Genomic DNA, 24557 nt, shown 5'->3' with positions numbered 1-24557 from the left:
GACCTGAAGTTCGACTATCCACGCGCCGAGACGGCGACCCACTACATGACCATGGCGATGGATCCCGACCTCGACCAGTGCGTGGTGCGCGCGTTGCGCGACATGATCGCGCTGCTCGGCGAGCGGCGAAACCTGTCGCGCGAGGATGCCTACACGCTGTGCAGCCTGGCCGCCGATCTCAGGGTGACCCAGACCGTCAACGGCGCCAAGGGCATCCATTGCATGATCGAAAAGGCGATCGTGCACGGCTGAGCCGGCCGCCCTTCCCCGACCTGTCGACGCCACGCCGCCGCCCGATGTTTCGCGCGGCGCGCCCGGCCATGCCGAACTTCTCCAGCGATTCCAACGAGCTGATGCACCGGCCGAGCCGGGATTTGACTTCCACCCCCGAACCTAAATAGAGTCTTAATCGTTACTTTTATGTACCCGAGTAAGAGGCTAGCGTTCGGCCATGGCCACCGAAAAAGCCGAGACTGACCGTATTCCCGTAACCTTGGCGCTCTCGACCATCACCTACCTGGAGAAGCTGGTGAGACAGGGCACCCACGGCACCAGCGTTCCCGGCGTCGCACGTACCCTGATCGAGGAAGGCATCCGTCTCGCCATCAAGGACGGGCTTTTGTCGATTCGCGACAACGGCAGAACGTGAGCGCGCGCCGAACGTGAGGCGGACGGATCTCGGAAGGCGGATGGCCACATCTGCAACCTGGGACCGTGACACATGCCTGTTCTCTCACCAACGTCTCCACCGACCTGTTCTGCGCCGACGTCTTCCTCAAGCACTTATTCCGCGACGACTTATTCCTCAAAAACCTGGACCGACGAGCGCATCGAACTTCTGAAGCGGCATTTCGAGGCCGGCCTCTCCTGCCGCGAGATCGCCGCCGACATCGGCGTCAGCCGCAACGCGGTGATCGGCAAGCTGTCCCGCCTCAATCTCACGCGCGGCCGCACCATCGACGAGCGCAAGGTTCAGGACAGGCCGGCGCGGGCGCCGAGAGCCGTGCCGCGGCTGCAATATGAGATGCTCGCCACGATCTATGGCGACACCGACGCACCCGTGGCCACAGGTCCGATCGACGACGCCAATCGCTGCTCGCTGATGGAGCTGGCCGAGAACCGCTGCCGTTGGCCGATCTCGACGCCGGGCGCCGAGGATTTCTGCTTCTGCGGCAATGCCGCGCCCGACGCTCAGCCCTATTGCGCCGGCCACAGCCGCCTCGCCTACCGGCCGAACTCACGCGCCCGCGTGATGCGCGGTTAGTATCTGTTTGACGCGTTTTCTTGACGCGAACCGGTATCCACTTCGCTCGAAAACGCTGTGCCTCCCAAAAACGAAAAACCTCCGGCGGGGCATCGCCGGAGGTTTCTGGAGGCTTAGCGTGAAGCTAAGAGCCGCAACTTTCGTATTTGGCTTGGAGATATATAGCTTAGTAACTCATGTAAGTAAATAAATCTGAGGCGATTGAATCGCATAGCTCGTGTTCGCCGTCTGCACGGACGGACGGATTGCGAAGATCTCCGCAAACAAAAAGCCCCGGCGGTCTCCCGCCGGGGCCCTGTCGCATCGAGGGACGTTAAGCTTACCAGTTGCGCTGGGCGCGCAGCAACATGCTGTAGGTGTCCTGGTCCTTCAGCTCGTAGGTCGCCGCCGGCTTGGCGACGCCCGTCAGTGCTCCGGTCGTGATCACGCCCGAATACTTCTGGTCGAGATGGCTGTAGGTGAAGTCAGCCGAGAAGGTCAGGTTCTTCACCGGCGTCCAGCGGGTGATGACGCCGACCTGGCCGATGTTGAAGTCCGGGTTGCAGGTGCCAGTCAGGGTGGCGAACGCCGCGCTGCCGCAGATCAGGCCCTTCGCCGTGCCGCTGTAGTTGACCGCAGCCCACGCGCCGTAGAGCGCCGTGTTCCAGTACGGGCTCCAGTTGTGGGTGAAGGCACCCCGGAAGCCGTAGGTCTTGGTCAGCTCGAGCTGGCCGCCTGGTCCGAACACCGCGTCGGACACGCCGGCGAAGCCGATGCTCTGATACGCAGCATTCGAGCTGCCGAACATCGAGTAGCTGGTCGCCGCCAGCTCCTGGAAGTTGTAGCGGCTCGCACCCTCGGTGTAGACGCCCGAGATGTTGATCACGTCGCCGGCGCCGGTCGGGATGTTCTTGATGCCCAACGCGAGCTGAACGGCCCAGCCCCATTTGTCTTCGGGATGACCGGTGGTTTCGGTCGCACCGTAATAGGCAACATGGTTGTCGTGCGCGGCGACCGACGCCTGGAACAGGCCCCAGGCCTGCTCGACGCGAACCATGGCGACGAGATCGGGCGCGCGGGTGCCGCCGAGGTCGTTCGAGCCGTACGCACCGCCGAGAACGCCGGTGGTGGACATGCCGGCCGTGTTCCAGACGTTGGTCTGGAACACCTGCGTCTGGTCCTGCGCCGAGAATGCAGCCGTGATGCCCTGACCGAAATCGGCGGTGTAGGTGAACTGGGTCACGCCGTTGGTGGTGCCGCTGCCGCCGACGAGCTGGTCGAAATTGTTGCCGGGATAGTTGATCCAGGGCGCGTCGAACTGCGACACGGCCTTACCCATGGTGAAGCCGGCAAACTGGATGAAGGCGTAATAGACGCCGAGCGCACCGCCCGAGGTGTTGCCGTCGGTGCCGTTGATGTTGCCGCCGCTCGAGCCGGTCAGGCCGGTGCCGGCCGCGTTGAGGCCGATCGTGCCGCTGTACTGGGTCGCACCCGTGCCCGAACCGGTCCCGCCATAGCTGCCGGTCGTCCAGGTGAAGACCGCGTCGAAATAGGTGCGGACCACGCCGTACTCGGTCGCGGTGCGCGTGTCGATGTTGAGGTCTTCACGAGCGCGCATCGAGTAGTAGTTGGTGAGGCGGTTGTTGGCCGCGAACACGCCGTTGTACTGGGCGCTGTAGTTGCCGCCGGCGTTGAGCGCCACTTCGGCACGCACATAGCCGCCCAGCTTGATGCAGGTGTCGCTGCCCGGGATGTAGTAGAAGCCCGCGCCGTACAGCGTGCAGATCTTGACGTACTCGACTGCCTTGGCCTTGACCGGAAGATCGGCCGCCTGGGCTCCACCGACGGCGATCAGACCCGCCGCAGTGCCGAGCAAAAGGCTCTTCACCACTTTCATCTTAAAACCTCCAAGTTGCTCATTTTACGGAGACCGGACCGTGAGGCCCCCCAAGATCCCCGTCTCTATCAATCCGCTCGGCCGCTTTCGGACACACCCGCTTCGACGCGAGCAACGTGAGCGAACCACCTGCAACGGGACGATCGAGACCCCCCACCGTCAGGAACTAATATGCCTGCGTCGTTCGCTAATCAAAATACTTTATTAAGTCATCTTTCCGGTTTTCGCTAAACCTGTGCCCCGCGCGCAACACCGGCGCCGGGCCAATCGCTGAGCTGATCATCTTTGTAGTTTTAGTGACGAAATTACCCTGCCCTGCACTTGCGTCAGAGCAGGCTTGCGTGGACTATGGCCCTCCACGAACACCGGCCTGAACAATCGGTTCACGGGAGTGACGCTGTGTCCGCGACGAGGAAAGAAGGAGCGCGCCTGCGCTCGATCGGCAATCTGGATATCATCAGACGCTTCACCTGGGAGATATCGTCGATCAACATGTATCTGGAGGAGCTGCGTCAGTTCTGGGCGAAGACGCTCGGCATCAGCGGTCCGCAATGGCTGATCCTGATGGCCATCTCCGACCTCGACAAGGACGACGGCATTCCGGTCAACGTGGTCTCCAAGCTCCTCCACGTCGATCCGTCCTTCGTCACCACCCAGTCCAAGCTGCTCGAAAAGAAGGGCCTGCTCCGCCGTCGCCCCTCGCCGACCGACGCCAGGGTGGTCCGGCTGTCCCTGACCGACAAGACCCAGAAGCACATCGCAAGCCTCAACGAGCAGTACAAGACGATCCGCGAATTCGTCTTCCAGGAGTTCGACGAGAACGAATTGACGGAATTCACCGGCAAGCTGGCGACGCTGAAGAACCGCCTCCAGAAAGCCTGCGTCCGGATCTCGCTCGACTTTTGAAGCGTTGGTGCGGTGCTCAGATCCGCCGCGCGGCAGTGCTGAGCCGAGATTCGAGCCAATCGAAGATGTATTCGTTGGCAAGGCTCGGATTGTCCGCGTGGGCCTGCGCCGCGCCGGTCTCCGCCGCGGTGAACACCTTCAGCATGACATCCGAGGTGGCGAGCCGGGAGCTCTCGACGATCTGACGCGCCCGGTCGGCCTTGAGCCAGCCGTCCTCGCCGAGCGTGATCAGGACCGGACAGTCGGCGCTGGAGGCCATCAGCGGCGCATGCGGCACCGGCACGATGCTGACGTCGCTCATCGCGAATCGGCTGGCAAAGAAGGCCCGCTCGTGCAGGTCCCACAGCCCGCCGTCGCAGACGGCGGCGGCAAGCCGCGGCTCCTGCAACACCGCACGCGCCACGAAGGACGAGCCCCAGCCGTCGGCGATGATCCCGACCCGGGCGAAATCGATGTCGCCGCGCGTCTCCAGATAGTCCATGACACCGGGAATCGCGCTCTCGAGATCCCGCCGCCGCAACAGCGCGTCGAGATAGTCGTCGCGCTGGTCGCCGAGCAGGTCGAGCGCCAGCATCGAGAATCCACGCTCGCGCGCATGCGGCACGAGCTTGAACAGGAATTCCTCCTTGCGATGGCCGGGCTCGCCGATGCAGATCACGGTCGGAGCCCGTCCGCTTCCCGATGGCGCAGGAAGGAAGTAGCCCTGCAACGCATGTCCGTCGAGCCAGGGGATCGTCACGACTTCGCCGGCGGGCCCGCGCGCCGCGAGATAGCGGCGGGCGCATTCCTGCATCGCAAGCACGGCAACCCAGCGGCGCTCGTCGGCCGGGTCGAGCGGCATCGCCGCCGCACCGTAGTAGTTCATGGCGCGCAGCCAGTTGCGCTGCGCGCTCGCCATGTGGCCTTCAGCGAACGCGGCCTCGGCGCGCTGCCGATTGGCCTGCGCCAGCTTCTTCCACTCGCGATGCCAGGACCGGTCGTCACCGCGCTTCAGCTGCCGCGCGATCATCAGGCATTCGGCGATCGTGGCGCCGCCCTCCTGGGCCGCGGTCAAGAGCCGCGCAAATTCAGCGGAGATGTCCTCCCGCTCCGGGCAAAGGATCCAGTCGTCGGAGAGGCATGCGGGAATCATCGGAGCTACGCTCTATCATCGCGTTATCCCTGATTGAGTAGACTATTTCAATTGACCGACCAAGCAGCCGTGCACCGAATGAGAGCCGTTCGAGATCACCATCGCTTGAACGAAACGGTCCCCTCGCATGCGTGACATTCCAATTGGTCATAAGGCGATAAACATTGGCAGGAGGTGGCACGTACAATTACCTGCGCGCCTCTTGCCATGATGATTATCATACCTATATCGGCGCGCCTTTCGAGGCGATCTCAACCGAGCCGCCAGCCGACCTCCTGCGTAAAACTTTCGTAGAAGGCGCGGTCGTAGGCCTGCTCCGGCGTGGCGCGCACGCGTTCGTCGAGTCGCCCAGCGTCCTCGCCGACGAGGATGCGCCAGCGCTCCGCCTTGACCCCGTCGAGGATGATCTTCGCGGCTTGCGCAGCCGTGGTCGGCGCATCCTCCAGGAAGCTGCGGGCGCGCTCCGCGAACGCCGCCTGGATGTCCTCGTCCGACATCTTGTCGGCATCCGGCACGCCGGCCGCGACCATCCGCTTGCGGGTCAGCACGACCTCGTCCGCGTTGAGCCGCTCCGATCCGTCGGCGCTCTGCACCTTGCGTGAATTGGAGACGATCGAGGTGCCGATGTGGCCGGGCATCACCACCGAGCATTTGACGTGCGGCGCGTGCAGGCGAAGGTCGTTGATCAGCGCCTCGGTAAATCCCTTCACAGCGAACTTGGCCGAGCTGTAGGCGGTGTGCGCCTGCCCCATGCCGATCGAGGCCCAGAAGCCGTTGACGCTCGCGGTGTTGACGATGTGGGCCTCGTCCGCCGCGACCAGCATCGGCAGGAACGTGCGCACGCCGAGATAGACGCCGCCCCAGCAGATGTTGAAGGTGCGCTCCCATTGCTCGCGCGTGTTGGTGAACAGGCTGCCGCCGCCGCCGATGCCGGCATTGTTGAACAGCAGGTGGATCCTGTCCGTCTTCTGCTGCTCGGCGAGCTCATCGCGAAAGCGCTTCAGATGATCCTCGATCGAGACGTCGGCGACATGCGTCGTGATGCGCAGGCCCTGCGGCAGCTTCTCGACCTCGCAGAGCCGCTTGGTCTCGGCCATCGCCGCCTCGGAGACGTCGCACATCGCGACATTGCAGCCCTCGGCCACGAGTTGCCGCGCGAGTTCGCGCCCCATTCCCGTGCCGCCGCCGGTGATGACTGCGATCTTTCCTGCGAAATCCTTCATGGGACTTTCGGCCCCTCCCTTGTCGGTATGTTTCTTCGTCATCGCGCACTCACTGGAGCGCGCACGAAATGTAGCAGCGCCGCATCCGCAAATGAAAGCGGATCGGCGAGGCAATCTTCGGCATCAGTTATTTCGGCGCGCGGACTATTGGCAGCCCCGGTGCAGTCGCTACGCGGTTGTTGCATGTGAGGCAGCCTCGCCCGCGGCACATCCTTCGACACGCCCGCCGTTGGCGGGCCCTCAGGGTGAGGCGCTTGCTCAATCGTCGCCGGAAGCACACGCGATAGCCCGGCGTTGCGAGAGAGCGCCCGCGGCGCTTCCGCCGCAGTCGGGGCAAAAGTGCCCGGTTCCCGTATTTGTCCGGCTTCGGTTTATGTGTAATTTTTTTACAATCCGAATCGTCAAATGGACTCCGGACGCTGGGTCGAGTCGGCCAGGCCAGCGTGTTGTTTGCGTGTCACAGGCTCTGGCACTCCGCTTGCATCCTCTTCGTGGTCTGAAACTACCGATGAGGTGACAGGAATGTTCGTGACCGTCGTTGCCGTGCTCTGCCGGCTGAGTGCAGCCAGCTCAGGCAGTTGCATCGAGGAAATCGTGACCGACAGCAACATGACGCCCGAGATGTCATTGATGCAGTGTGCGATCGGCGCACAGGCGCCGTTGGCGAAATGGATGGGCGAGCATCCGATCTATCACGCCAATTGGCGCCTGGATCGGTACAAATGCGTGCCCGGCCATTACGAGATCAAGGGCCACGCCTAAGGCCCCGCAAAACTACTGATCCGAAGACTACGGATATGAGGAAACGCCCGGGGGCCGCTTGTCCCTTCGCGGGCACTGCCAGCGCCAAGCCCCAGCGAGGCGGCGCGCGCCCTGTGACCACGGTCACACGCTTCTCCCATCACGCCACCGCGCGCATGATGAGCGCCCGCGCTTTGCGCCCCTCCGGCGTCGGCATCAGCGCGTAATTGTGCGGCTGGTCACGCAGCAGATGCAGATCGACCGGCACGCCCACGGCCCTCGCCCGCTCGGCGAGATCGACGCTGTCGGGGTAAAGCAGATCGCGCGTCCCTGCGAAGATCGTCATCGGCGCGAGGAAACGGAAACCGCCATTGAGCGGGCTGACGAAGGGATGACCGATATCGAGCTCGCCGGCGTAGAGCCGCCCCGTCTCGACGATGCCCGGAATGTCCTGGATCGGATCGCGCGCCGCAATCGCGAGCTGCTCCGGGCGGCTGACCGATGCATCAGCCGCCGGCGAGATCAGCACCATCTGGTTCGGCTGCCGATGACCGCGATCGCGCAGCCATTGGCACGCGGCGAGCGCGAGGCCAGCTCCGGCAGAATTGCCGACGACCGTGACCTTTGCAGCGCCGGCATCCTCCAGCAGCATCCGCAGCAGCTCGCCCGTCGCCGGCACGACGTCCTTCGCGGTGGCGCGCGGCGCCAGCGGATAGATCGGCACGACGCAGACGACGCGCGCCTTGCGCGTCATCTGGCCTATGAGGCGCCAATGCGCCGGCACGATCTCGTTGATGAAGCCGCCACCGTGCAGGAACATCACGAAATTGCAGCCCTCATGCCCCGACGACGGCGCGGTGTAATAGACTGGCCAGCCGCCCATCTTCGTCAGCGTCGCCTCGACACCACGACCAAGCCCCGTCGGCTCGAACGAGGCCGGCTGCAAGGCGAGCTTCTGCACATGCGCGTGCACCGCTTCGGCTGATGCCAGCTGCTGCTTGTAGGGCAGCAGGGCGAGCAGCGCGTTGAAGCCGCGGCTCTGCAGGCTCGGCCCGGGCTCGCGGCTCCGGGGTGCGCAAAGATCTGGACAAAACTGCAGGGCCGACACGATCCTTGCGATGCTCATGGTCAGTTCTCCGCCTGGCTGGGCATCCATATGGCGACGAAGAGGCTTGCCGACAGGTCGCCATATGCGCGTATAATGCGAGCATTCGCTCGCTTTTCCTACTCGCATTCGGATCGCAAAGCCCATGGCGCGAACGCCGCCGACAAAACCCCGGAAAAACGCCTTGCAGGCGCGATCACGCGCCACCGTCGACGCGCTGGTCGAGGCGACCGCTCGCATTCTTGTCCGCGACGGTTTCGAGAAGGCCAGCACCAACCGCATCGCCGAGATCGCGGGCGTCAGCGTCGGCTCGCTGTACCAGTATTTTCCGAGCAAGGAGGCGCTCGTCGCCGCCGTGATCGATCGTCACAACGAGGAGATCATGGGCCTCGTCCGGACGGCGCTGACCGAGGTCGCCGACCTGCCGATCGACAAGGCCGTGCGAAAACTCGTCAGCGTCGCGATCGAAGCCCACCGCATCGACCCGAAACTGCACCGGGTGCTCGCCGAACAGATCCCGCGCACCGGCCAGCTCAAAGACGTCGAAGCCTTCAACCGCGAGGTCCAAACGTTAGTACGAACCTATCTCGAAAGCCGCCGCAAGGAGATGCGCAAGATCGACCTCGATGTGGCGACCCTCGTCTGCGTCAGTTCGATCGAGGCGGTCGCGCACAACACGGTGCTGAACGGACCCGAGATGCTGTCGCAGAAGATGGTGCGGACGCTGGTGGACGAGACGACGCGGATGGTGGTGGGATATTTGAGGTAGGTAGCCCTTACAGAGATCTGATCCGAGGCTCAAAAATGATAGTTCACGCCCACTCGCGCCACGTGGAAATCCGCCCGGCCGAAATTCGCCGTGTATCTGGACAGGTTCGGGCCAATGCCCGTTGCGAGTGCGTTGGCCGTCACTGACGATTTGCCGAGGTCGACGTAAAGATATTCGGCCTTGAAGCTCCAACGAGGCGCAAAGCGCCATTCGCCGCCTCCACCCAGCGTCCAGCCGGTCTGAATGCGGGAATTGCTCCCCGTGAAGCAAGTCAATCCCGTTGTACAGGCAAATGAAGTGCCGCTGACGGAGATACTGAAGCCTGCAGGCGGTCCGTTTACGATGTAGTCGTCAAATGTCGCGACCCGACCAAAAGCGAAGCCGCCGGTCCCATACAGAAGAACGCTAGGCGAGACCAGCGCCCCCAGGCGCCCACGAATACTCCCCCACCAATCAATCTTTTGCTCGGCCGAGATGGTCTGTGTGAAAGCTGGGGCCGAAAGCGGCACCGTTTCGCGACCGCTTCCGCGCAAGCTGGATGCGCTCAAGTCACCTTCAACGCCGACGAGCCATTTGCCACCCAGCTGCCAATTGTAGCCCGCTTGCAAACCTCCCGTTACGCCATTCATCGAAAAATCGTGAGCGCTGAGAGCAACCTGCCCCGCAAACGGAGCTACAAGCGGAACTCCGGGATTGAAAAGGAAAGCGGAAGCGGCGTCACTCGTAAAACCCACAGACCGGTTTGCCCATGCGCCGCCAACGTTGCCGCCTACATAAAATCCCGTCCAGCTTGGGCTAGAGTCGCCCGTACGCGCTTTCGTGAAAAATGAAGGGCTTTGGTCAGCAGCTTCCGCCCCCGACGCGACACTCGCCAAGACTGCTACAGCGGCCAGCACTCTTCTCACGGGACGCCCCCTTCGCGATTCCAAACGCGCCCGAAATTCTTAGATCATGTTGACGCTGCACGCTGTGACGCAAGGGCAACACTCGCGGAACGTTGCAACCCGCAAACGTGCGGCCCGCGGTAAACCCGCCCGAAAAGGAATTTGATTCTTTGAAAAATGGTCGGAGCGAGAGGATTTGAACCTCCGACCCCTAGTCTCCCAGGCGGAGGCAAGTCACTAAAAGCATTGAACTAAATTGCAAACCGGCACCTCCCGACCCCATTGGTAGTCCAGCGCTATTTAAGCCGGGTGTAAACTCGCTTCCGGCCCACTTGCGAACCACAAACACCATGATACATAAATATTGTACATTTCATACTAATCATAGGATACATGCATGTCTGACGGGCTCTACCTTTCGGCGGCGACCTTCAAGAGGTTCTCACCAGCCACCCGATCGGAAATCCTGGGTGCGCTCGGGATCGGTCATGCCCACGAATCGGGCTCGGATTCGCAGGAACACTCCGGTACGTCAGCGACCCAGTTTTCCTTGAACGAGATGCGAAAGTTTCTGGACGGGGTGAGCGACAAGACCCGGCTTCTTTTAACCGAGATCGCGCGGGCAGAGGCGCGCTTCAATGTGGGCAAGGTCCTCAAAAAGCTGGGTTGGGAGCTCAGCGATATTCGCGGCATTCTGGCTGGCATCACCAAGCGCTCGCGGACCATCTCAGGGAACCCGCGCGCGGAGTTCTTTGCATCCGTCGCTTGGGATGACGACATCAATAAAGCGGTCAGCGAGATCCACCCGACCACGCATGCCGCGTTGCGAGCGCTCCTGCTCAGCAAGAACAGTTGACCTCTACTCGAGATGTTTCGCTAAGCAACCAGCCAAACAGGGTGAGCAAAGTGACGACTGAAACAGACTTAACCGTCGCCGTAGCGACGGAGATCGCTAAACAGCTTCCCGTAAAGGAGGCGCTTGCCCCTCCGGCTCGGCAAACGGGCGAAGTTTTGCAGGACATTGTCAAGACCGTGCAGCTTGCGCTGGCGCCGATCCAGCTTGCAGGCGCCCTGCAGGACCGCCTTCGACATTTCCTAGACAATTCGGTGCGACGCGTTCCAGAGGCGCACCGAATCACCCCGCCGCCCCAAGTGCTTGGGCCCATTATCGAGGCAATTCGGTACGAGCCGGAAGGCACAGACATTGACGCCATGTTCTCGGAATTGCTCTCGGCCTCTATGAACGAGGCACGGATCCAGGACGTGCATCCCGCGTTCGCGTCGATAATTAGATCGCTGTCGTCTGATGAGGCCAAGCTCCTCAAGGCGCTCGCGGCCGGGCCGATCGGGCTAATCTTCACGCAAAGGCTGGACTACGGGCGTTCGCTTTTCGAGCGTGCGGTTATTGAGAAACTCGACCTGCCGGACGGCCTAGCGCATCCCGAAAACGGTCATACCAGCCTCACCCGCCTGGTCCAGCTCGGCTTGATTTCGGAACAACCGGTACGCGCGGGCGACCCCATCATCACCGATGGCAAGCAGACGGGACTCCGGACATTCAGCGAGTATTTCCTGACGCCGTGGGGGAAGCAGTTCATGCGCGCCGCAGCGCCGGTGAATGACGTTTAAGAAAAGCTCCATCCGCACCCCTGCAATGTTCTGATTGTGAACCACGCCACCCTGCCCCAGGTATTTGATCTGTGCCTTTTATTCTGGAACAGGGTCGGCCGGTGGCAACCTGGGAGCCAGATCGAGGGCCCAGACTGCGGCCCTTGCAGAAAGCTGGCCTAAATTTTCGAGCTCCACAGGACCTTCGATGATCTCGATGACGGGCGCTTCCTTGAGTACATCGGTCACAAGGTAGATATAATAGCGAGGACCATGCACGAGCGCTGCGGCCCACTCATTGGCGGTAATCAAAAGCGTATCAATTTTCGGTCCGACGCTCGCTTTCACCTCAATGTAAATCGTCTCGCCGGCAGCGTTACGAGAGGTGATGTCCCATCCAGGGGTTTCACCGTCCCTCGCAAGCCACCTTACGTCTGTCTCATCAAAACCGAGCCGGAGAACTCTCTGGATCTCGTAGTCGAACACGATCTGCTCGCCGGCATCTCCGACCTTTTTTGACTCCTTCGACAAACGATAGCGTCCGTTTCCTGAGCCCGTCGCTCTAGTTGGGCGCGGCGGCCTGGGCTCGAAGATTCTGACTTCTGGCAACGCCTGTACTTCGGCAGGCGCAATTTCCGCCTCGAGGAGCTGCTGCAAATCAGGCAGGAGCGGATTAGTAACGAGGTTCCTATACACTTCCAGCATGTACACGTAGTGGTCGACGAGCTGCGCCTCGTCCGGCAACGCATCCAAATCGTACTCTATCGTAGCGATGCTCGATTGCTCGTAGTCGTAATGCATCCGGTCGCTGGGCTCAGCGGCCAGATTCAACGGTTCGAAACGAAGCAATCTTCCCGGCGGTATCAATCTGCCAAGGTGTATCGCGGCGGCTCGAAGCGCAAGATGACGCTCCTGCACGTTGCCGAAGTATGCCGCGAACTGGGTGGTGCCGAAGGCTAGAGATAGATAGAGCCGCCTCAGGTCTATTGAGAAGAGATAGACCAGATAGAAGCCTTGGGTTGCCGAAGTCGTGACACTACGGTCAAACGTTGCCACCCACGGCGCAGCGGTGATGTAACCTTTACCTGTGGAGCCTTCGATGAGGTAGGAGCGCCCGAGATCCGCGTGCCGCTCGAGTTCTTGAGGAAAATTCCGAACCACTCGCGTGTATTCGACGTGCGTCTTCGATACCTTCCCTGTCTCTCGGTAAGCTGGCCAACCCGCTCGCACCTCGTTGATAATTTCGTTCAGGCTCACCTGATTCCCTTCTGGCGATTCCGCACAATGTGTCCATCATGGCCACCGAGAGGTGTTTGACAAGCGGGTCAACGATTGGATCAAGCGCGGGCGATTGCAGTGCCCTGCCTAATAACCGGCGCATAAGCTCTACACTGATTGAAGAGGGAGGTCCCTTATTGCCTTCCACTGATGCTCTGCCGAGATGCCCGACCACCGATCCCGAGCCAAATTAGGCCGCCACGCGGTCAAGGGATCAAGGTTGCCGGATCTGGTAAAGAAGGCATTGGCGCCGTAGGACGATACTGCTGCCAATCCGTAGCCGGTCCGAGAGCAAAGTTTGGCGAGCGCTGTCAGCGAAGCCCCATGATACCAGCCCGAAGCGTGCTTCTGTAAACGGCTGAACCCGGGATCGTATGGAACGGTCACCGAGTTGGGCCCGAAGCTGGCGTTATATTCTACAGAGATGACCGACGGATTGACTCCGATCAGCTGCTCTAGAAACCAATAATCATTACCATCGACATCGATCGAGAGAATGCCGAGCGCTGCAAACTTTTCTCGAATGAAGTCGAGATTGTTCAGCGAGATAAAGCAATTGCGAATATCCAGCCACTTGGGCAGCAAGACTTTTGCGTCCTGCACCTGGTCGGCCGAACCGTCAATCAGCAGCCCCTGCCAGTTTGGGTTATAGGCAAACGCGGCGCAGTTGAAGGCGACCGGATGAAAGCCGAACTCTACGAACGTTCGCGGGGCGGACTCTTTGGCCACAAGTCCGCTCAGAATTTCGGTCTCATCCCCCTCGCCTCTCGCCCCCCGCAGGAAGCGTCTCGCACGATAATTTAGTCTTCGAACTTGAGGGATTGCCCTCAGAACCTCGCGCATACCGCACCGCAAATTGACACCTAAGCAACAATCAGCAATCTACTGAAACAATTTGCGGTTGTCTCGCTTTTAGTGGCCTTTGGCACGCGGGCTTTAGCGCGTCGTCGGGTCCGGCTCAGTTTTACGGTGAAATCGATGGGCGTTCTGCATACGATCGAGCATGGCTTTGTGAGGCCGGCACTGCGCCGAATAAGGCCGGCGAAGCGCGTCGTCCTTGGTGGGATCACGGTCGAGTACAAGAGCGAGCTCGATGGAGGCGGTATCGAGTTCGGCCAAGACTTCATCCCGTTTCTGCGCTCCCGTGGAATGCCTAAACAGCCTCGCCTCTTCGAGTGGTGCGCGGGACCGGCGTTCATCGGCTTTTCGATGCTGGGGCACGGTCTGTGCGAAACGCTGTGCCTGGCCGACATCAATCCCGCGGCGGTGACCCGCTGCAAGAACACGGTCAGGCTGAACCACCTTGAGGATCGCGTCTCAGTTTACGAGTCCAACAATCTGCGGAATATACCCAAAAGCGAGCGCTGGAACTTGGTGGTGAGCAATCCGCCCCACTTCATTGACCAGTATGAAGGAGATATCCGCGCTCACGACCCTGATTGGTCCATCCACCGGGAGTTCTTCAATACGATACACCCATACCTAGCCGACGACGGCGTGATCGTTCTTCAGGAGAACAATCGCGGTTCGACCGTTGAGACCTTCCGCGAGATGATCGACGCAGCGGGCCTTGAAATTGTGTTTACTCACGGCGACCACAAAGAGCTTACACGCGAGAGCGAGTTCTATTTTATCGGGATCATAAAGAAGGGCGCGAACGTCCCCAGTTGGGCCGCCAAAGTCTCCTGAAAAGCCTGAGACTCAGAGTGGTCGATGCCGCCCGCCCATGCCGAGCACATCCGCAGCGGACGGCAGACACGCCATTGTTGGTAATCGAACGATTGAATTTGCCAAGAGTATTCTGCTCATCCCCAGGGTTTTCCGGAATCCGGTACCACGATCCAGTAACGCTTACCCACAATGCCGTCCGGCGGCCGCGTCATGATGACAAAGCGATAGAGGTTGTGAGATGCGCGCTCGTTGAGCGACCAGAGCGACCGTTCGAGCTGGCGGAGCCGGCCTCCTGACAATTCGACGAGGATGGCCCGATCGTCATCCGCCGCTAGCGAGTTGCTGCGCATCAGCCGAAAGGTCTGCGCCCTCAGCTTGCCGTCGACCGGTTCGAAATCAAGCATCTCGACGACACGCCCATGCGGGCGCGGGCCGGCAGCGCTCAGCGCAGCCCAGACTGCGACTGGCGTAAACAGGAGGTGACAAGCGAACATGACGACCAGGGCAACCTCGGCCGCAGGATCCACACGCCTCAACCGACCGGCCTCCGCAATGGCCACGGTACAAGGCCGCGCAGCATCCAAGTTTGCGCGACGGCACTCCTGGTGGCCCGCAGATGCCCGGCGAGGCCGAGCGTGAGCAGCAGAACGAAATCGCGACTGATTCGTCCATGCGCCAGGCTCAGCAACACAACGAACAACGTCATGCAGGCCACGAAGCGGTAATCAGCCAGCACGCGGGCAAGCGGAGTCACTGAGCGCCATGCGGCGGAGACCGACGCGATCAGGAGCAGACCGGCAAGCCAGCCGAACTCGATGGCGACCTCGACGAAGCTATTATGCGCGCCGAGACCCGGCACGCAGCTGTGGACGGCAAAGCCTCCAGCGCCGATTCCGAATGGCCCTGCTTCAGGCAAGATCCGCAAAGCGTCGGCCAGCAGCTGCTTGCGGATCGCGATCGAGTTGTCGAAATCGACCGCGGGGCAGCCAACCGCGACCGGAGCCAGCATTCGAGCGTCCGGCGCAACCGTGGTAACGCCCGTTGCGGTCAAAAGATGCCGCCCATAAACTGAGGCCGCACTCCAGCGGGCGGTGGCACCCGCGCCTATCGCAACGGCGAGCAACGCCACTAACACCAGACCACGCCGCCGCGCCGCGCCCTCGCACAGAAGCGCGCCGGCGAGCGCAGCCAGCTCAAGGGCGAGCAGCGAGAACCGCACCATGGACGCTGCAAACACTGCCGCAGCCAGTACCGCAAGCATACTAATCCCAGCGAACGCCATGCGCGGCAGCCGGTCGGACGTCACGGCGGCGATTACGACGACGCCAAGCAGCATGGCGAACTGCGCCGGCGCCGCATCGAACTCGCCGAACACATAGGGCTTGCCGTGATGATCCGACCATTGCTCGGCGAGTGCAACCGTCGTCGCAAGCGTCCCGACCGCGACGACAATCGCGCCGACCGTCAGCACACCTCGACGCGCGTCGCGCACTGGCGCAAGCCGGCCCGCGCCATAATGCGTCAGGGTCACGACGAGGAGGACCAACTCCTTCAAGTCCGAATAACCATTTAAGAGGCACGCCACCGCGATACAGACCGCCAGCGCAGCGGCAAGCCCGTCGCAAAGATTGGGGCGAATCTCACGCCAGGGCGCCATCCCGACCAGCAACGCTAGCGGCACAACCAATGCGAGTCCTGTGAACTTGGAGCCCAGGCCGAGCAGGCCATGCGCAAGCACAGCGACGGAGCCAGCGGCAACCGCCAGTCCCAGTAACGCACTGCGAAGACTTGATGTTTCCAACGGTCGCCGGCCCCAGGCAAAGCACGAGGAACCAACGTTTGACGCAACTTATGCTCGATAGCAAGCGTTAGTTGCAGAACACTATAGTACCCGCGTTAACGCTCTTGCCTATAAGCCTAAGGTGGCATTTGATGGCGTGGTCGGTGCCGCCCGAGAGCCAGCATGGGCAACGAACTTGTCGTTCGAAAGTCTAGTCTCCCTACAGCTCAAATGATGTGCCGAGCTGCTCAATACGTCCGCATGTCAACCGACAGACAGCAATACTCCATTCAGAACCAAGCGGCTGTTATCGGCGCCTATGCCCTGGCGCACAGGCTCGCCATCGTTCGGACCTACCGCGACGAAGGCGAAAGCGGCCTTCGCATTAGGAACAGGGCAGGCCTCACTCAGCTCATTGATGATGTCACGACAGGGCGGGCGGATTTCGCTTGGATATTGGTCTACGACGTTACACGCTGGGGAAGGTTTCAAGATTCGGACGAGAGCGCGCACTACGAATTTGCCTGCAAGAAAGCCGGCATCAAGGTCGTCTATTGCGCCGAGCAGTTCGAGAATGACGGCAGCATGCTCTCCAACATCGTGAAGAACCTCAAGCGAGTAATGGCAGCCGAGTACAGTCGCGAACTGTCGGTGAAGGTGTACGCCGGAGCGTGCCGATTTTCACGCTCAGGCTTTCTCGTGGGGGGCAAGGTCGGTTACGCCTTGCAGCGAGAGTTATTCGACAAGAATTTGCAGTCGAAGGGCGTTCTCGAAAGTGGCGCGCGCAAGTACCTCGTTACTGATCACGTGAGGCTCCGCCCCGGAGAAGCAATTGAGGTGGGAATCGTTAAGTGGATCTTCCAGCGGTTCTTAACCTTGAAGTCAGAGCAGGCAATTGCTCGCGAATTGAACCGACATCGAGTTCCTGCATATGACGGTGGTCGTTGGCGAGGATCGTTGATCAGCACGATCCTCAAAAACGAGAAGTACATTGGAGTCCTAGTCTACAACCGCCGTTCAAAAAAATTAGGGGGACAGGCCGTAGACAATCCTCCGGAGGCTTGGATTAGGACTGAAGGCTGCATCGAACCAATCATTGCGCGCGATGTCTTCTTCAAGGTGAATCAAATCATCGAGGAGCGGCGTCTAAATCTGTCGGAAGAAGAGATGTTGGCTCGGCTTCGCAAGGTTTTTCTGAAGGAAGGGCGGATTAGCCAAACCATCATAAGCGAAACGAAGGGTTTGCCTTGCCCGCATACATACACCAAACATTTCGGTACCCTCAAAAATGTCTACAAACTGGTTGGGTATACTTCACCGTATAAGTCCGACTTTCTCGACGCTCGGCCTAAATGGCTTGGAGTGTTGGCCAACCTTGTTTCCCGTGTGGCTAGCAAGCTGGAAGCTAGCGGTGCGGTCGTCTCCATGCCCGCAGAGCGGCGCCTGTTGGTGAACGGCACGGAAAACGTCGGCTTCCGCATCGCGCGGTGGAGCTCCGGCCGCATTGGAGGCCACCGGCAATACTGGGTAATACAGCGTCGCCGGTTGCCTACTGGATGGATCGTCGCGATCAGGCTGGGAGAGAACAATAGTTCGATACTCGATTACTTGCTGCTCCCGACGAGCGTTACAGATCGATACACCCTCAGATTTTCGGAGATAGGATTGGCGCGAGGAAAGCTCCGCATCCGATGCTTTAGCTCGGCTGATAATCTGTTTCGGGCGCTTAGTCGACGCTTAGCCAGCTCAAACCGTTCTTCGTCAACCAAGCCACAGCCGCAGCAGAAGCAATCGAAATCAAACCGCTCCAAAACCAAGGCCGACGGCGTACAGCGCTGATCGAGCGCAGATACAGAAAGGCGCCAAGCAGAGGACCATAGTTTCTTTTGAAATCTCCGTTTAACTTGGCGATCTTGGACAGATCGGAAGTTTCGACTTCGTCGGCCATTGCGCTGGTCCTCTCTTGGTTAGAGCCAGTGCCCTATAAACTCCTGTTTTGCCCGACGGAGCAATTGAAATTTCGGTATTTCAAAATTAAATAAGATGGGTCCTTTGTCAGTATTGACCAATCAGTTGCGACTGGCCTGCTCCGACCCACAAGCCTCAGCGGCTGGTCAGCTCTCCGACTCGCTCCTATTTTTGGACCATGACCAAGGCGGAGAACAGAGCGGCAGCGAAGGCATGGCACGACGAACGCATGCGCCAGCGCGCGGAAGACGCCCGGGCCGAGGCAGTTGCAGCAGACCTCGCCGAGCTGGGGCGGCTGCGCCACTATCTTGTGTTCGGCAGGAAGGACGGCCGCGCCGATCGCGACAAGCTGATGAACGCCATTGATGACTATGTGGAAGAAATGACTGGCGACCGTACCAAGCTTCACGCGCAGGGATCGAGTATTGGAGCCTAGGCCGTCGTTCATCGCAGCATTATTTTAGGGGTGTCGCCTGGAACGGCGGTCACTGTCTGGCAACCGGGGCAATCGTGCCGCGCTCCAACGCCCGAACTCGCATCTCATGATCGGCGAGAAGCTGCTGCTGCGAATTCGATAATTGTCGCAGCGACTTGATCTCGCCCGCCTGCTCGATCGCCTGCTCTTTCATCAGGTCGAGTTTTTCGCCGAGCTTGTCGATGCTACCGATGGCGCGACTGCCGATCATCAGAGCGATGGGCAGTATCAGACTGGTCGCCACTATCATCGCCCCACGCGCCCAAAGCGTGAGCGCGACATTGCTGACAAGCTTTTCGCTCGCCGTCTTCTCGTTCTCGGCCATGCACCCGCGCCCTCTTCTCCAAAAACCTTCGATGTGAAGCGTCTAAGTGGCGCGGGCTAAGCTGCAGCGCGCGATCGGCAGACGCGGATCTGGTCGCGCAGTTGCTTGTAGTCGCCGACGAACAGCCGGAGCGCGGAGTCCTTCGGCAGCGCCTGCAGTTCGGTGAGCGCCTTGTCCTGGGTTGCCGCGTCGTATTCGTTGATGCGCGGGCAGACGATTTTCACCACGACCTCAGAACTGATCGGATCGCAGGCTGTCAGCAACAGCATCGTCGGAAGGGCGGCGAACCTCGTCCATTGCATCGATCGTCTCCACGGTTTCGGCATTGACCCTCGCTGCGACTTCGGCGGCGCCGGCTTGTTTCAGGGCCTGGTCGGCCTGGTGATCGTTCCAGAGGTCGAGCAGGAATTTGCCGAGAGCGCCGAGCAGAAGCGCGGCGCCCTCCTTGGCCAACCATGCGGTGACCGCGCTTGTGGTGATCATGGGCGCTTACGCCGCGGCCGCCGGCGCGCCGCTAGGCGTCGCGGGGTTGTGGACGTCGAGCGCGATCGCCTGCGCCTGCGCCACCGCGGGCTGTTGCGGTAAGAGGTCGAGAATGCGCTTCTGGATGGTCTCCGGCGTTAGGCCAAAGAATTTCAGCGCATCCGGGATTGCGTGCAGCGCGGTGTTGGCCGCGACCGCGAGCGCATCGCTGCCAACCTCGATCTTGAGGCCCTGCACCTTGACAGCGCCCTTCGCGACCAGGCTTGAGGCCTGACGATTGAGAAACGCGGTCAGCGCCTCGCGGTGCTTGGCCTCGATATCGATGTTGAACTTGGCCTTGATGGTCCAGGACACCCAGCCGACCACGGCGGTAATGCCGGCGGCGACGGCGCCGTTGATGGCGTCGACCAGGCCGCCCGTGAAGGCTTGGCCGACATCGATCGTAGCGGCCTGCGCCGGCGAGATTGATAGAGCAGATAACAACAGAACGGACGCGGCAAGAACCGCGCTGAAACAACGCCTCATGGTTCACCTCTTTGGTTTGTGATGCGCGTAGAGTTCCGCTACGCCCGGAAAATTCTAGGTCTCGCTCTTCACCGGCTTGCCGGCGGTGGTGACGATCGGCAGAGCGAGCATGCCGACGGATGCCGGCAGCGGCGCGCCCTTCGGCCAATAGAAGCCGAGAAACACGTCGGGACGGTACGGCGAGACATTCACCTGGTCGTTCTGGTTGCCACCGCAGCACGCGAGCGCGCCGTCCCGGGTGCGACCGGCGACGAAGGTGACGTGGCCGCCGCCGTTGCGCGTCTTGACAGCGATGGCGCCGACGGCAGGACCAGCCAGGCGCACCACCGGCTCGCTCTTGGTGTCGGCATAGGACAGCGCCCACAGCGGCCGGCTCGAGGGCTTCTCGACGGCGCGCGAAAGGCAGAACGAAACCCAGCCCGCGCACCATGGCGTTGCATCGTGCTGGTAGTCTCGCGCGACGGACTGGATATCGGCCACGAGCTCGGGATTGTCGGCCGCGCCGGCGCCCTCCTTCAAGCCGAGATGGGCGAGCGAGACGGACAGCCAGAGCGGCACCGCCGGCGGCGCCGAGACCACAGGGCGATCGAGCAGCCCGGCGGTTGCGACATCGACCACGCCAGTGATCGGAAGGCCGGCGCGGCGCTGGTAATCCTCGACAGCCGCGTCGGTCTGCTGGCCGAAGTAGCCTGTGCCATTAAGAGGATATCCGCGCGCCTTCAGCGCGAACTGAACTTGCTTCACAGCGTCGCCGCTCGCGCCCATGCGCAAGGGTGCCGCGGCCACAAGGGCTGCAATGGTCATGTCGAAATGCTCCTCAAGGGGATGGTTAGACTTGCTCGACGCCGGTCAGTGCACCGTCACCGATACGCCATGGATCGGGATGTTTTTGTTGTTGAACGTCTTGATCCGCGCCGCAAAGGAAGTGCCCGCAATGCAGCTCGTGTCGGGCGTCTCTGCGACGGTACGCCCGCCCTGCCCGTTGGTCGTCACCAAGGACAGCGTCGCCGATGCCCAATTCGTGCCGCCGTTACAGGTGACTTCCGCAGTCAGATCGGTGTTGAGAGTAGGACTAGCCGACGCATCGTATTCGAGCAGCACGCGGCCGAACGACACGCTGGAATCCAAAGTGTGCGCTGCTGTTACCAGCGTCATGTTGCCGAAGCTGGACGCCTGGAACGACAGCTCGCCGAGCCAGGCGTTACCTGACGCTGAGCCGGAGGCGTAGAAGATGCGCCAGTAGCGGTGTGCGCCCGCGCTGGCGAAGGTTTGCGTCACTGACTGCGACACGCCTGCCGGCACGACGATAGTCGAGGCCGTCGTAAAGCCAGTGGTCAGGCTGGTGTCGCTATATTGAATGTTGAACGTGATCGTGTTGCCAAAGCCGTTGCTCGGAGCGGTGATCACGCGGACGCGCGTGATGTCCTTGGCGCTGCCGAGATCGAAGGCAGCCTGCGTTGATGATGTTAGGCCGGCGGGATCCGCCGCGGGCGTCGTATCGTTGCCGTCATAGAGCTGCGCCTGCGCCGCTCCGCCGCCTGTGTGGGTGAACGTGGTGTTGACGGCCGACGGCGAATGCGTCACGTAGCTCGAGAACGGAGTTATGAAGCCGCTGTTGACGGCATAGACCGACGACGCGCCGGCATCAATTCCATCACTCGCCTTGAACCCGTCCGCGAAAGTGTTGAGACCGCGCCGATAGCTCGCAAGGGCCTTGGACAGATAGATGCGGTCGATCAGCCCGTTGCGCCTGTAAGTATCAGCAATCGCGATGGTGCCCGACGTCGTGATCGGCCCGCCGGTGGTGGTGAAGCCGTCGGTGTTGACCTGCGTGACAGTGCCAGAGCCGCCGCCGCCGGAGCCTGCGCCCGTGGTGTTGCGCCAGCGCGAGGCATTGCCGTCGTATTTGAGGTGCGCCGCGGCCTTCGAGGCCAACACAAAATCAGCACCGAGATCAAGACGGTTCGCCGCTGTCGAGGACGTGCTGCCATCCTTGAGCGTGATCGCGAAAGATCCGTTGTTGAACAGGAACAGGTCGCAGCCGGCGACGCCGCCGGCGACGCCGGTGATGTTGCGAGCCGCGTCCGAATTGATGATCAGCGTCGAGGAGGTCGCGCAGACGACAGAGGACGGATTGTAGTCGTTCTGGTCGGCCGTAATTTGCGCCGGCGTCGACTGCGTCGAGTCCCGCCGCGCTCCGGTGAAGTTCGCAAAGCCGCTGATGGCCGGCCCGGCAAAGGTGCCCCCCGTGATGGTCTTTCCCGTGAACGTCAGCGCGGCCGGCAGCGATATCGTCGGAGCACCCGAGACGCCGTCACCATTTGCCACCGTGATCTCGTTCGCGGTGCCTCCGATGGTGCGGCATAGCCAGGTATCCGTCGCGCTCCGGATCGCAACGCCGGTGCAGGAAAGCCCCTCCACTGCGGCGAGGTCGTTGGCGAGTGCAAACGTCGGATCTCCGGCAATGCCGCCCGGATTGGTGATGGTAAAGCCCGCCGCTGGCGCCACCAGGCCGCGCTGCGCCCAAGTGTCGGCCGCGCTACGGACCGCGAAGCCGGTCGAGGCCAAGCCTTCGAGCGCGGCGAGATCATTTGACAGAGCGAATGTCGGATTGCCCGCAATGCCTGCCGCATCGGTGATGGTGAAGCCGGCCGCCGGCGGGACCAGGCTGCGCTGCGCCCAGGTATCGGTCGTGGTACGGGCCGCCAGGCCGGTCGAGCTCAAGCCCTCGAGCGCGGCAAGGTCGTTTGCCAGAACAAAGGTCGGATTGCCAGCCGTGCCGGCCGGATTGGTGATCGTAAAGCCGGCTGCAGGCGGAGTCAGCGTCCGCGCGGCGCCCGTGCCGGCGCCGGTATAGGCCCAAAAGCCCGCGGTCGAATTCGCCGCGAGCGCCGACAGATCCGCATCGAACGCCTGGACGTCCGTTCCGATCACGACGCCGAGCGTCGAGCGCATTTGCGCGTTAGTGGTGTTGCCAACCAGCGTCCGCGCCAGAGACGAGAAATCAGCGACGGCCGCCGTGCCCGCTCCGGTGAAATACGGCACTTTGTCGGCCGCACTGGTTAGGCCGGCCAGGGCAACCAGCTCGGCATCGCCGACGTTCAAGGTCCCGGCGACGAACGAGAGCATCCCGCCGATTGTCACGCCCGCCCACGTATTCGATCCCGACCGGTAATAGATCGTGTTCGTACCCGACAAGGCTGCGAGCGCGTCGAGATCTGCATCCCATGCCTGCACAGCGGAGCCGATCGTCAAGCCAAGCGAGGCGCGCGCTGCCGAAGCGGTGCTCGCGGCAGTGCCACCCTTGGCGATCGACAAGGGCGAGGCGCCCTGGTTGCTTTGCCCGAAGGCCGGCGCGCACGACAGCGCGAACGCCAAGGCGATGATGCCGCGAAGCTTCATGTTTCAGTCCATAAGTTGTGGTGAGAAGATCAGATCCAGCCGGTGCCGTCGGCCAGCGGCTTCAGCTCGATCGAGCCGCCATTGGAATCGATGACGTAGGCAGCGCCGCCCATGATGGTATCGGTGCCCATCTTGTGCGTGCCGGATTGGCCGCCAGTGGTGTTGATGGCCGCGCCGCCTGGCGTCGCCGACACGGTGAAGGTGTCAGGAGTCGGCGTGGTCTTGATGTAGTACTGCGTGTCGGGCAAAAGGCCAGTCGGCAGCGCGCCCGACGTTTCTAAGCTCACCGGTGCGTTCAACGGCAGGCCATGCGCGACCTTGGAGAATACCGCAGGCGAGGCGATCGTGACCGTCACCGTGCTCGGCCGCGACGGCACCACGGTGATGTTGTTGGTCGTCGCATCGTATTTGCGATCGGCGATGCGCTTCTTGGTCGTGGTGCTCGAGGACAGCGGAAGGATGGCGCGCGTCGGCGCTCCCACGGTCTTGTTGATCAGAATGACATCAGCATCGCTGTTGGTGATGGTCACATCGCCCGGGCCGAGGAAGGTGCGCTCGACCATGCCGGTGACGAGAATGTCGGACTCCTGCGCCAGGCCAATGCCGACATAGCGCAGCGTTCTGGTGTCACCGCCGTTCACGACCTCGATCTGATAGGCGCCGCCGCCGACGAAGAAGCCAAAATTTCCGTCGGGGTCGGTCGTGATCGGGTTGCCGAGCGGCGTCGTGCCGGCACGGTCCGAATACAGCTGGGCCAGCGGCTGCCCCGGAATCTCCAGGCGCACAGTGACCGTGGCGCCGGCGACGACGTCCCCACGGTTGTCGGTGACCGTGCGATCGAACCGCGCTAGCGTCATTTCACATCTCTCTCAATTGATCTGGGCGCCGCGGATATCGCCGGAGCCAAGCGTCAGCGCGATAAAACTGCGGCCATCGATTGCGGTGCCCGCTGGGCCGCCGGCGCCGGCCAAACCGCCACCTGATCCGCCGCTGCCGGCCTGGCCAGGACCGCCGCCGTTGCCGCCGGCGCCACCGGCAACGCTGCCCTAGAGTGACCCGCCAGAGCCAGCCGCGCCGCCGCTTGCAGAGACCCCCGGAAAGCCGGGGCCGCCGGGCGTGGCAAGGCCGGCATTACTGCCACC

Annotated in this window: 26 protein-coding genes and 1 pseudogene; 11 read left to right on the top strand and 16 right to left on the bottom strand. The window is 61.7% G+C overall.

Annotated features, from left to right (window positions below; genetic code table 11):
• The 3 genes and pseudogenes from CV770_RS34450 to CV770_RS34440 all read left to right on the top strand — a co-directional run.
• Window positions 1-252, top strand: a pseudogene (locus CV770_RS34450) (acetamidase/formamidase family protein); the annotation flags it as partial.
• Between the two features lie 199 nt (window positions 253-451).
• The gene (locus CV770_RS34445) at window positions 452-649 is read left to right on the top strand and encodes a hypothetical protein (protein WP_007603456.1); all 198 of its coding nucleotides are present in this window, start codon (window positions 452-454) and stop codon (window positions 647-649) included.
• 72 nt (window positions 650-721) lie between these two features.
• A complete protein-coding gene (locus CV770_RS34440) occupies window positions 722-1264 on the top strand; it encodes a GcrA family cell cycle regulator (RefSeq protein ID WP_201760168.1) in 543 nt (180 codons plus the stop codon).
• Between the two features lie 319 nt (window positions 1265-1583).
• Here the strand turns inward: CV770_RS34440 and CV770_RS34435 are convergent, their stop codons facing one another.
• Complete coding sequence (locus CV770_RS34435) at window positions 1584-3140, bottom strand: porin (RefSeq protein WP_104465521.1); 1557 nt, start codon at window positions 3138-3140, stop codon at window positions 1584-1586.
• Between the two features lie 399 nt (window positions 3141-3539).
• Between CV770_RS34435 and CV770_RS34430 the strand changes: the two genes are divergently transcribed.
• Window positions 3540-4046, top strand: a complete 507-nt coding sequence (locus CV770_RS34430; RefSeq protein ID WP_026202299.1) for a MarR family winged helix-turn-helix transcriptional regulator — start codon at window positions 3540-3542, stop codon at window positions 4044-4046.
• A gap of 16 nt (window positions 4047-4062) precedes the next feature.
• Here CV770_RS34430 and CV770_RS34425 read toward each other — a convergent pair whose 3' ends face one another.
• On the bottom strand, window positions 4063-5178 hold the full coding sequence (locus CV770_RS34425; protein WP_104465520.1) for an alpha/beta hydrolase family protein: 1116 nt from the start codon (window positions 5176-5178) through the stop codon (window positions 4063-4065).
• Window positions 5179-5429: 251 nt separating this feature from the next.
• Complete coding sequence (locus CV770_RS34420) at window positions 5430-6401, bottom strand: SDR family NAD(P)-dependent oxidoreductase (RefSeq protein ID WP_104465522.1); 972 nt, start codon at window positions 6399-6401, stop codon at window positions 5430-5432.
• Between the two features lie 522 nt (window positions 6402-6923).
• Here CV770_RS34420 and CV770_RS34415 point away from each other — a divergent pair.
• Window positions 6924-7163 carry a hypothetical protein gene (locus CV770_RS34415; protein WP_092257446.1) on the top strand — a complete coding sequence of 80 codons (240 nt, stop codon included), beginning with the start codon at window positions 6924-6926 and terminating at the stop codon, window positions 7161-7163.
• A gap of 139 nt (window positions 7164-7302) precedes the next feature.
• On the opposite strand, the gene CV770_RS34410 is transcribed toward CV770_RS34415, so the two are convergent.
• A complete protein-coding gene (locus tag CV770_RS34410) occupies window positions 7303-8268 on the bottom strand; it encodes an alpha/beta hydrolase fold domain-containing protein (protein WP_201760167.1) in 966 nt (321 codons plus the stop codon).
• Window positions 8269-8431: 163 nt separating this feature from the next.
• Here CV770_RS34410 and CV770_RS34405 point away from each other — a divergent pair, with 163 nt between their 5' ends.
• A complete protein-coding gene (locus tag CV770_RS34405; protein WP_245453940.1) occupies window positions 8432-9016 on the top strand; it encodes a TetR/AcrR family transcriptional regulator in 585 nt (194 codons plus the stop codon).
• Between the two features lie 29 nt (window positions 9017-9045).
• Here the strand turns inward: CV770_RS34405 and CV770_RS34400 are convergent, their stop codons facing one another.
• Window positions 9046-9912: an outer membrane protein gene (locus tag CV770_RS34400; RefSeq protein ID WP_245453941.1), complete on the bottom strand. Its 867-nt coding sequence runs from the start codon at window positions 9910-9912 to the stop codon at window positions 9046-9048.
• A gap of 385 nt (window positions 9913-10297) precedes the next feature.
• On the opposite strand from CV770_RS34400, the gene CV770_RS34395 reads away from it, so the two are divergent.
• Together CV770_RS34395 and CV770_RS34390 are read left to right on the top strand one after the other, a co-directional pair.
• Window positions 10298-10756, top strand: a complete 459-nt coding sequence (locus tag CV770_RS34395; RefSeq protein ID WP_104465516.1) for a hypothetical protein — start codon at window positions 10298-10300, stop codon at window positions 10754-10756.
• Window positions 10757-10806: 50 nt separating this feature from the next.
• On the top strand, window positions 10807-11529 hold the full coding sequence (locus CV770_RS34390; RefSeq protein WP_161500058.1) for a DUF4393 domain-containing protein: 723 nt from the start codon (window positions 10807-10809) through the stop codon (window positions 11527-11529).
• Window positions 11530-11607: 78 nt separating this feature from the next.
• Here the strand turns inward: CV770_RS34390 and CV770_RS34385 are convergent, their stop codons facing one another.
• Together CV770_RS34385 and CV770_RS34380 are read right to left on the bottom strand one after the other, a co-directional pair.
• Window positions 11608-12765 (bottom strand): MrcB family domain-containing protein, encoded by a 1158-nt coding sequence (locus tag CV770_RS34385; protein WP_104465514.1) that lies wholly within the window; start codon window positions 12763-12765, stop codon window positions 11608-11610.
• A gap of 129 nt (window positions 12766-12894) precedes the next feature.
• Window positions 12895-13515: a hypothetical protein gene (locus CV770_RS34380; RefSeq protein ID WP_245453939.1), complete on the bottom strand. Its 621-nt coding sequence runs from the start codon at window positions 13513-13515 to the stop codon at window positions 12895-12897.
• A 249-nt stretch (window positions 13516-13764) separates the two neighbouring features.
• On the opposite strand from CV770_RS34380, the gene CV770_RS34375 reads away from it, so the two are divergent.
• On the top strand, window positions 13765-14475 hold the full coding sequence (locus tag CV770_RS34375) for a methyltransferase (RefSeq protein WP_104465512.1): 711 nt from the start codon (window positions 13765-13767) through the stop codon (window positions 14473-14475).
• A 116-nt stretch (window positions 14476-14591) separates the two neighbouring features.
• On the opposite strand, the gene CV770_RS34370 is transcribed toward CV770_RS34375, so the two are convergent.
• Both CV770_RS34370 and CV770_RS34365 read right to left on the bottom strand, forming a co-directional pair.
• Window positions 14592-14861 carry a hypothetical protein gene (locus tag CV770_RS34370; RefSeq protein WP_146101412.1) on the bottom strand — a complete coding sequence of 90 codons (270 nt, stop codon included), beginning with the start codon at window positions 14859-14861 and terminating at the stop codon, window positions 14592-14594.
• Window positions 14862-14989: 128 nt separating this feature from the next.
• Window positions 14990-16258: a hypothetical protein gene (locus CV770_RS34365; RefSeq protein WP_146101411.1), complete on the bottom strand. Its 1269-nt coding sequence runs from the start codon at window positions 16256-16258 to the stop codon at window positions 14990-14992.
• Window positions 16259-16420: 162 nt separating this feature from the next.
• Here CV770_RS34365 and CV770_RS34360 point away from each other — a divergent pair, with 162 nt between their 5' ends.
• Window positions 16421-18076 (top strand): recombinase family protein, encoded by a 1656-nt coding sequence (locus tag CV770_RS34360; protein WP_104465509.1) that lies wholly within the window; start codon window positions 16421-16423, stop codon window positions 18074-18076.
• A gap of 307 nt (window positions 18077-18383) precedes the next feature.
• Window positions 18384-18641: a hypothetical protein gene (locus tag CV770_RS34355; protein ID WP_104465508.1), complete on the top strand. Its 258-nt coding sequence runs from the start codon at window positions 18384-18386 to the stop codon at window positions 18639-18641.
• 49 nt (window positions 18642-18690) lie between these two features.
• Here the strand turns inward: CV770_RS34355 and CV770_RS34350 are convergent, their stop codons facing one another.
• The 7 genes from CV770_RS34350 to CV770_RS34325 are packed head-to-tail and all read right to left on the bottom strand — an operon-like array spanning window position 18691 to window position 24272.
• The gene (locus CV770_RS34350) at window positions 18691-19005 is read right to left on the bottom strand and encodes a hypothetical protein (protein ID WP_104465507.1); all 315 of its coding nucleotides are present in this window, start codon (window positions 19003-19005) and stop codon (window positions 18691-18693) included.
• 56 nt (window positions 19006-19061) lie between these two features.
• On the bottom strand, window positions 19062-19229 hold the full coding sequence (locus CV770_RS42260) for a hypothetical protein (RefSeq protein WP_161500057.1): 168 nt from the start codon (window positions 19227-19229) through the stop codon (window positions 19062-19064).
• Window positions 19230-19236: 7 nt separating this feature from the next.
• Entirely contained in the window at window positions 19237-19488 is a 252-nt protein-coding gene (locus CV770_RS34345) for a hypothetical protein (RefSeq protein WP_104465506.1), read from the bottom strand.
• Window positions 19489-19494: 6 nt separating this feature from the next.
• A complete protein-coding gene (locus CV770_RS34340) occupies window positions 19495-20013 on the bottom strand; it encodes a hypothetical protein (protein ID WP_104465505.1) in 519 nt (172 codons plus the stop codon).
• A gap of 54 nt (window positions 20014-20067) precedes the next feature.
• On the bottom strand, window positions 20068-20817 hold the full coding sequence (locus tag CV770_RS34335) for an NlpC/P60 family protein (RefSeq protein WP_104465504.1): 750 nt from the start codon (window positions 20815-20817) through the stop codon (window positions 20068-20070).
• A gap of 45 nt (window positions 20818-20862) precedes the next feature.
• Window positions 20863-23415 carry a hypothetical protein gene (locus CV770_RS34330; RefSeq protein ID WP_104465503.1) on the bottom strand — a complete coding sequence of 851 codons (2553 nt, stop codon included), beginning with the start codon at window positions 23413-23415 and terminating at the stop codon, window positions 20863-20865.
• A gap of 29 nt (window positions 23416-23444) precedes the next feature.
• Window positions 23445-24272, bottom strand: coding sequence for a hypothetical protein (locus tag CV770_RS34325; protein WP_104465502.1), 828 nt, complete (start codon window positions 24270-24272; stop codon window positions 23445-23447).
• Window positions 24273-24557 lie beyond the last annotated feature (285 nt).

This window comes from Bradyrhizobium sp. AC87j1 (assembly GCF_002936975.1).
Taxonomy (GTDB): domain Bacteria; phylum Pseudomonadota; class Alphaproteobacteria; order Rhizobiales; family Xanthobacteraceae; genus Bradyrhizobium; species Bradyrhizobium shewense.
Note: the sequence above shows the minus strand (reverse complement) of the source record. Positions and strands in the feature narration are given on the sequence as shown.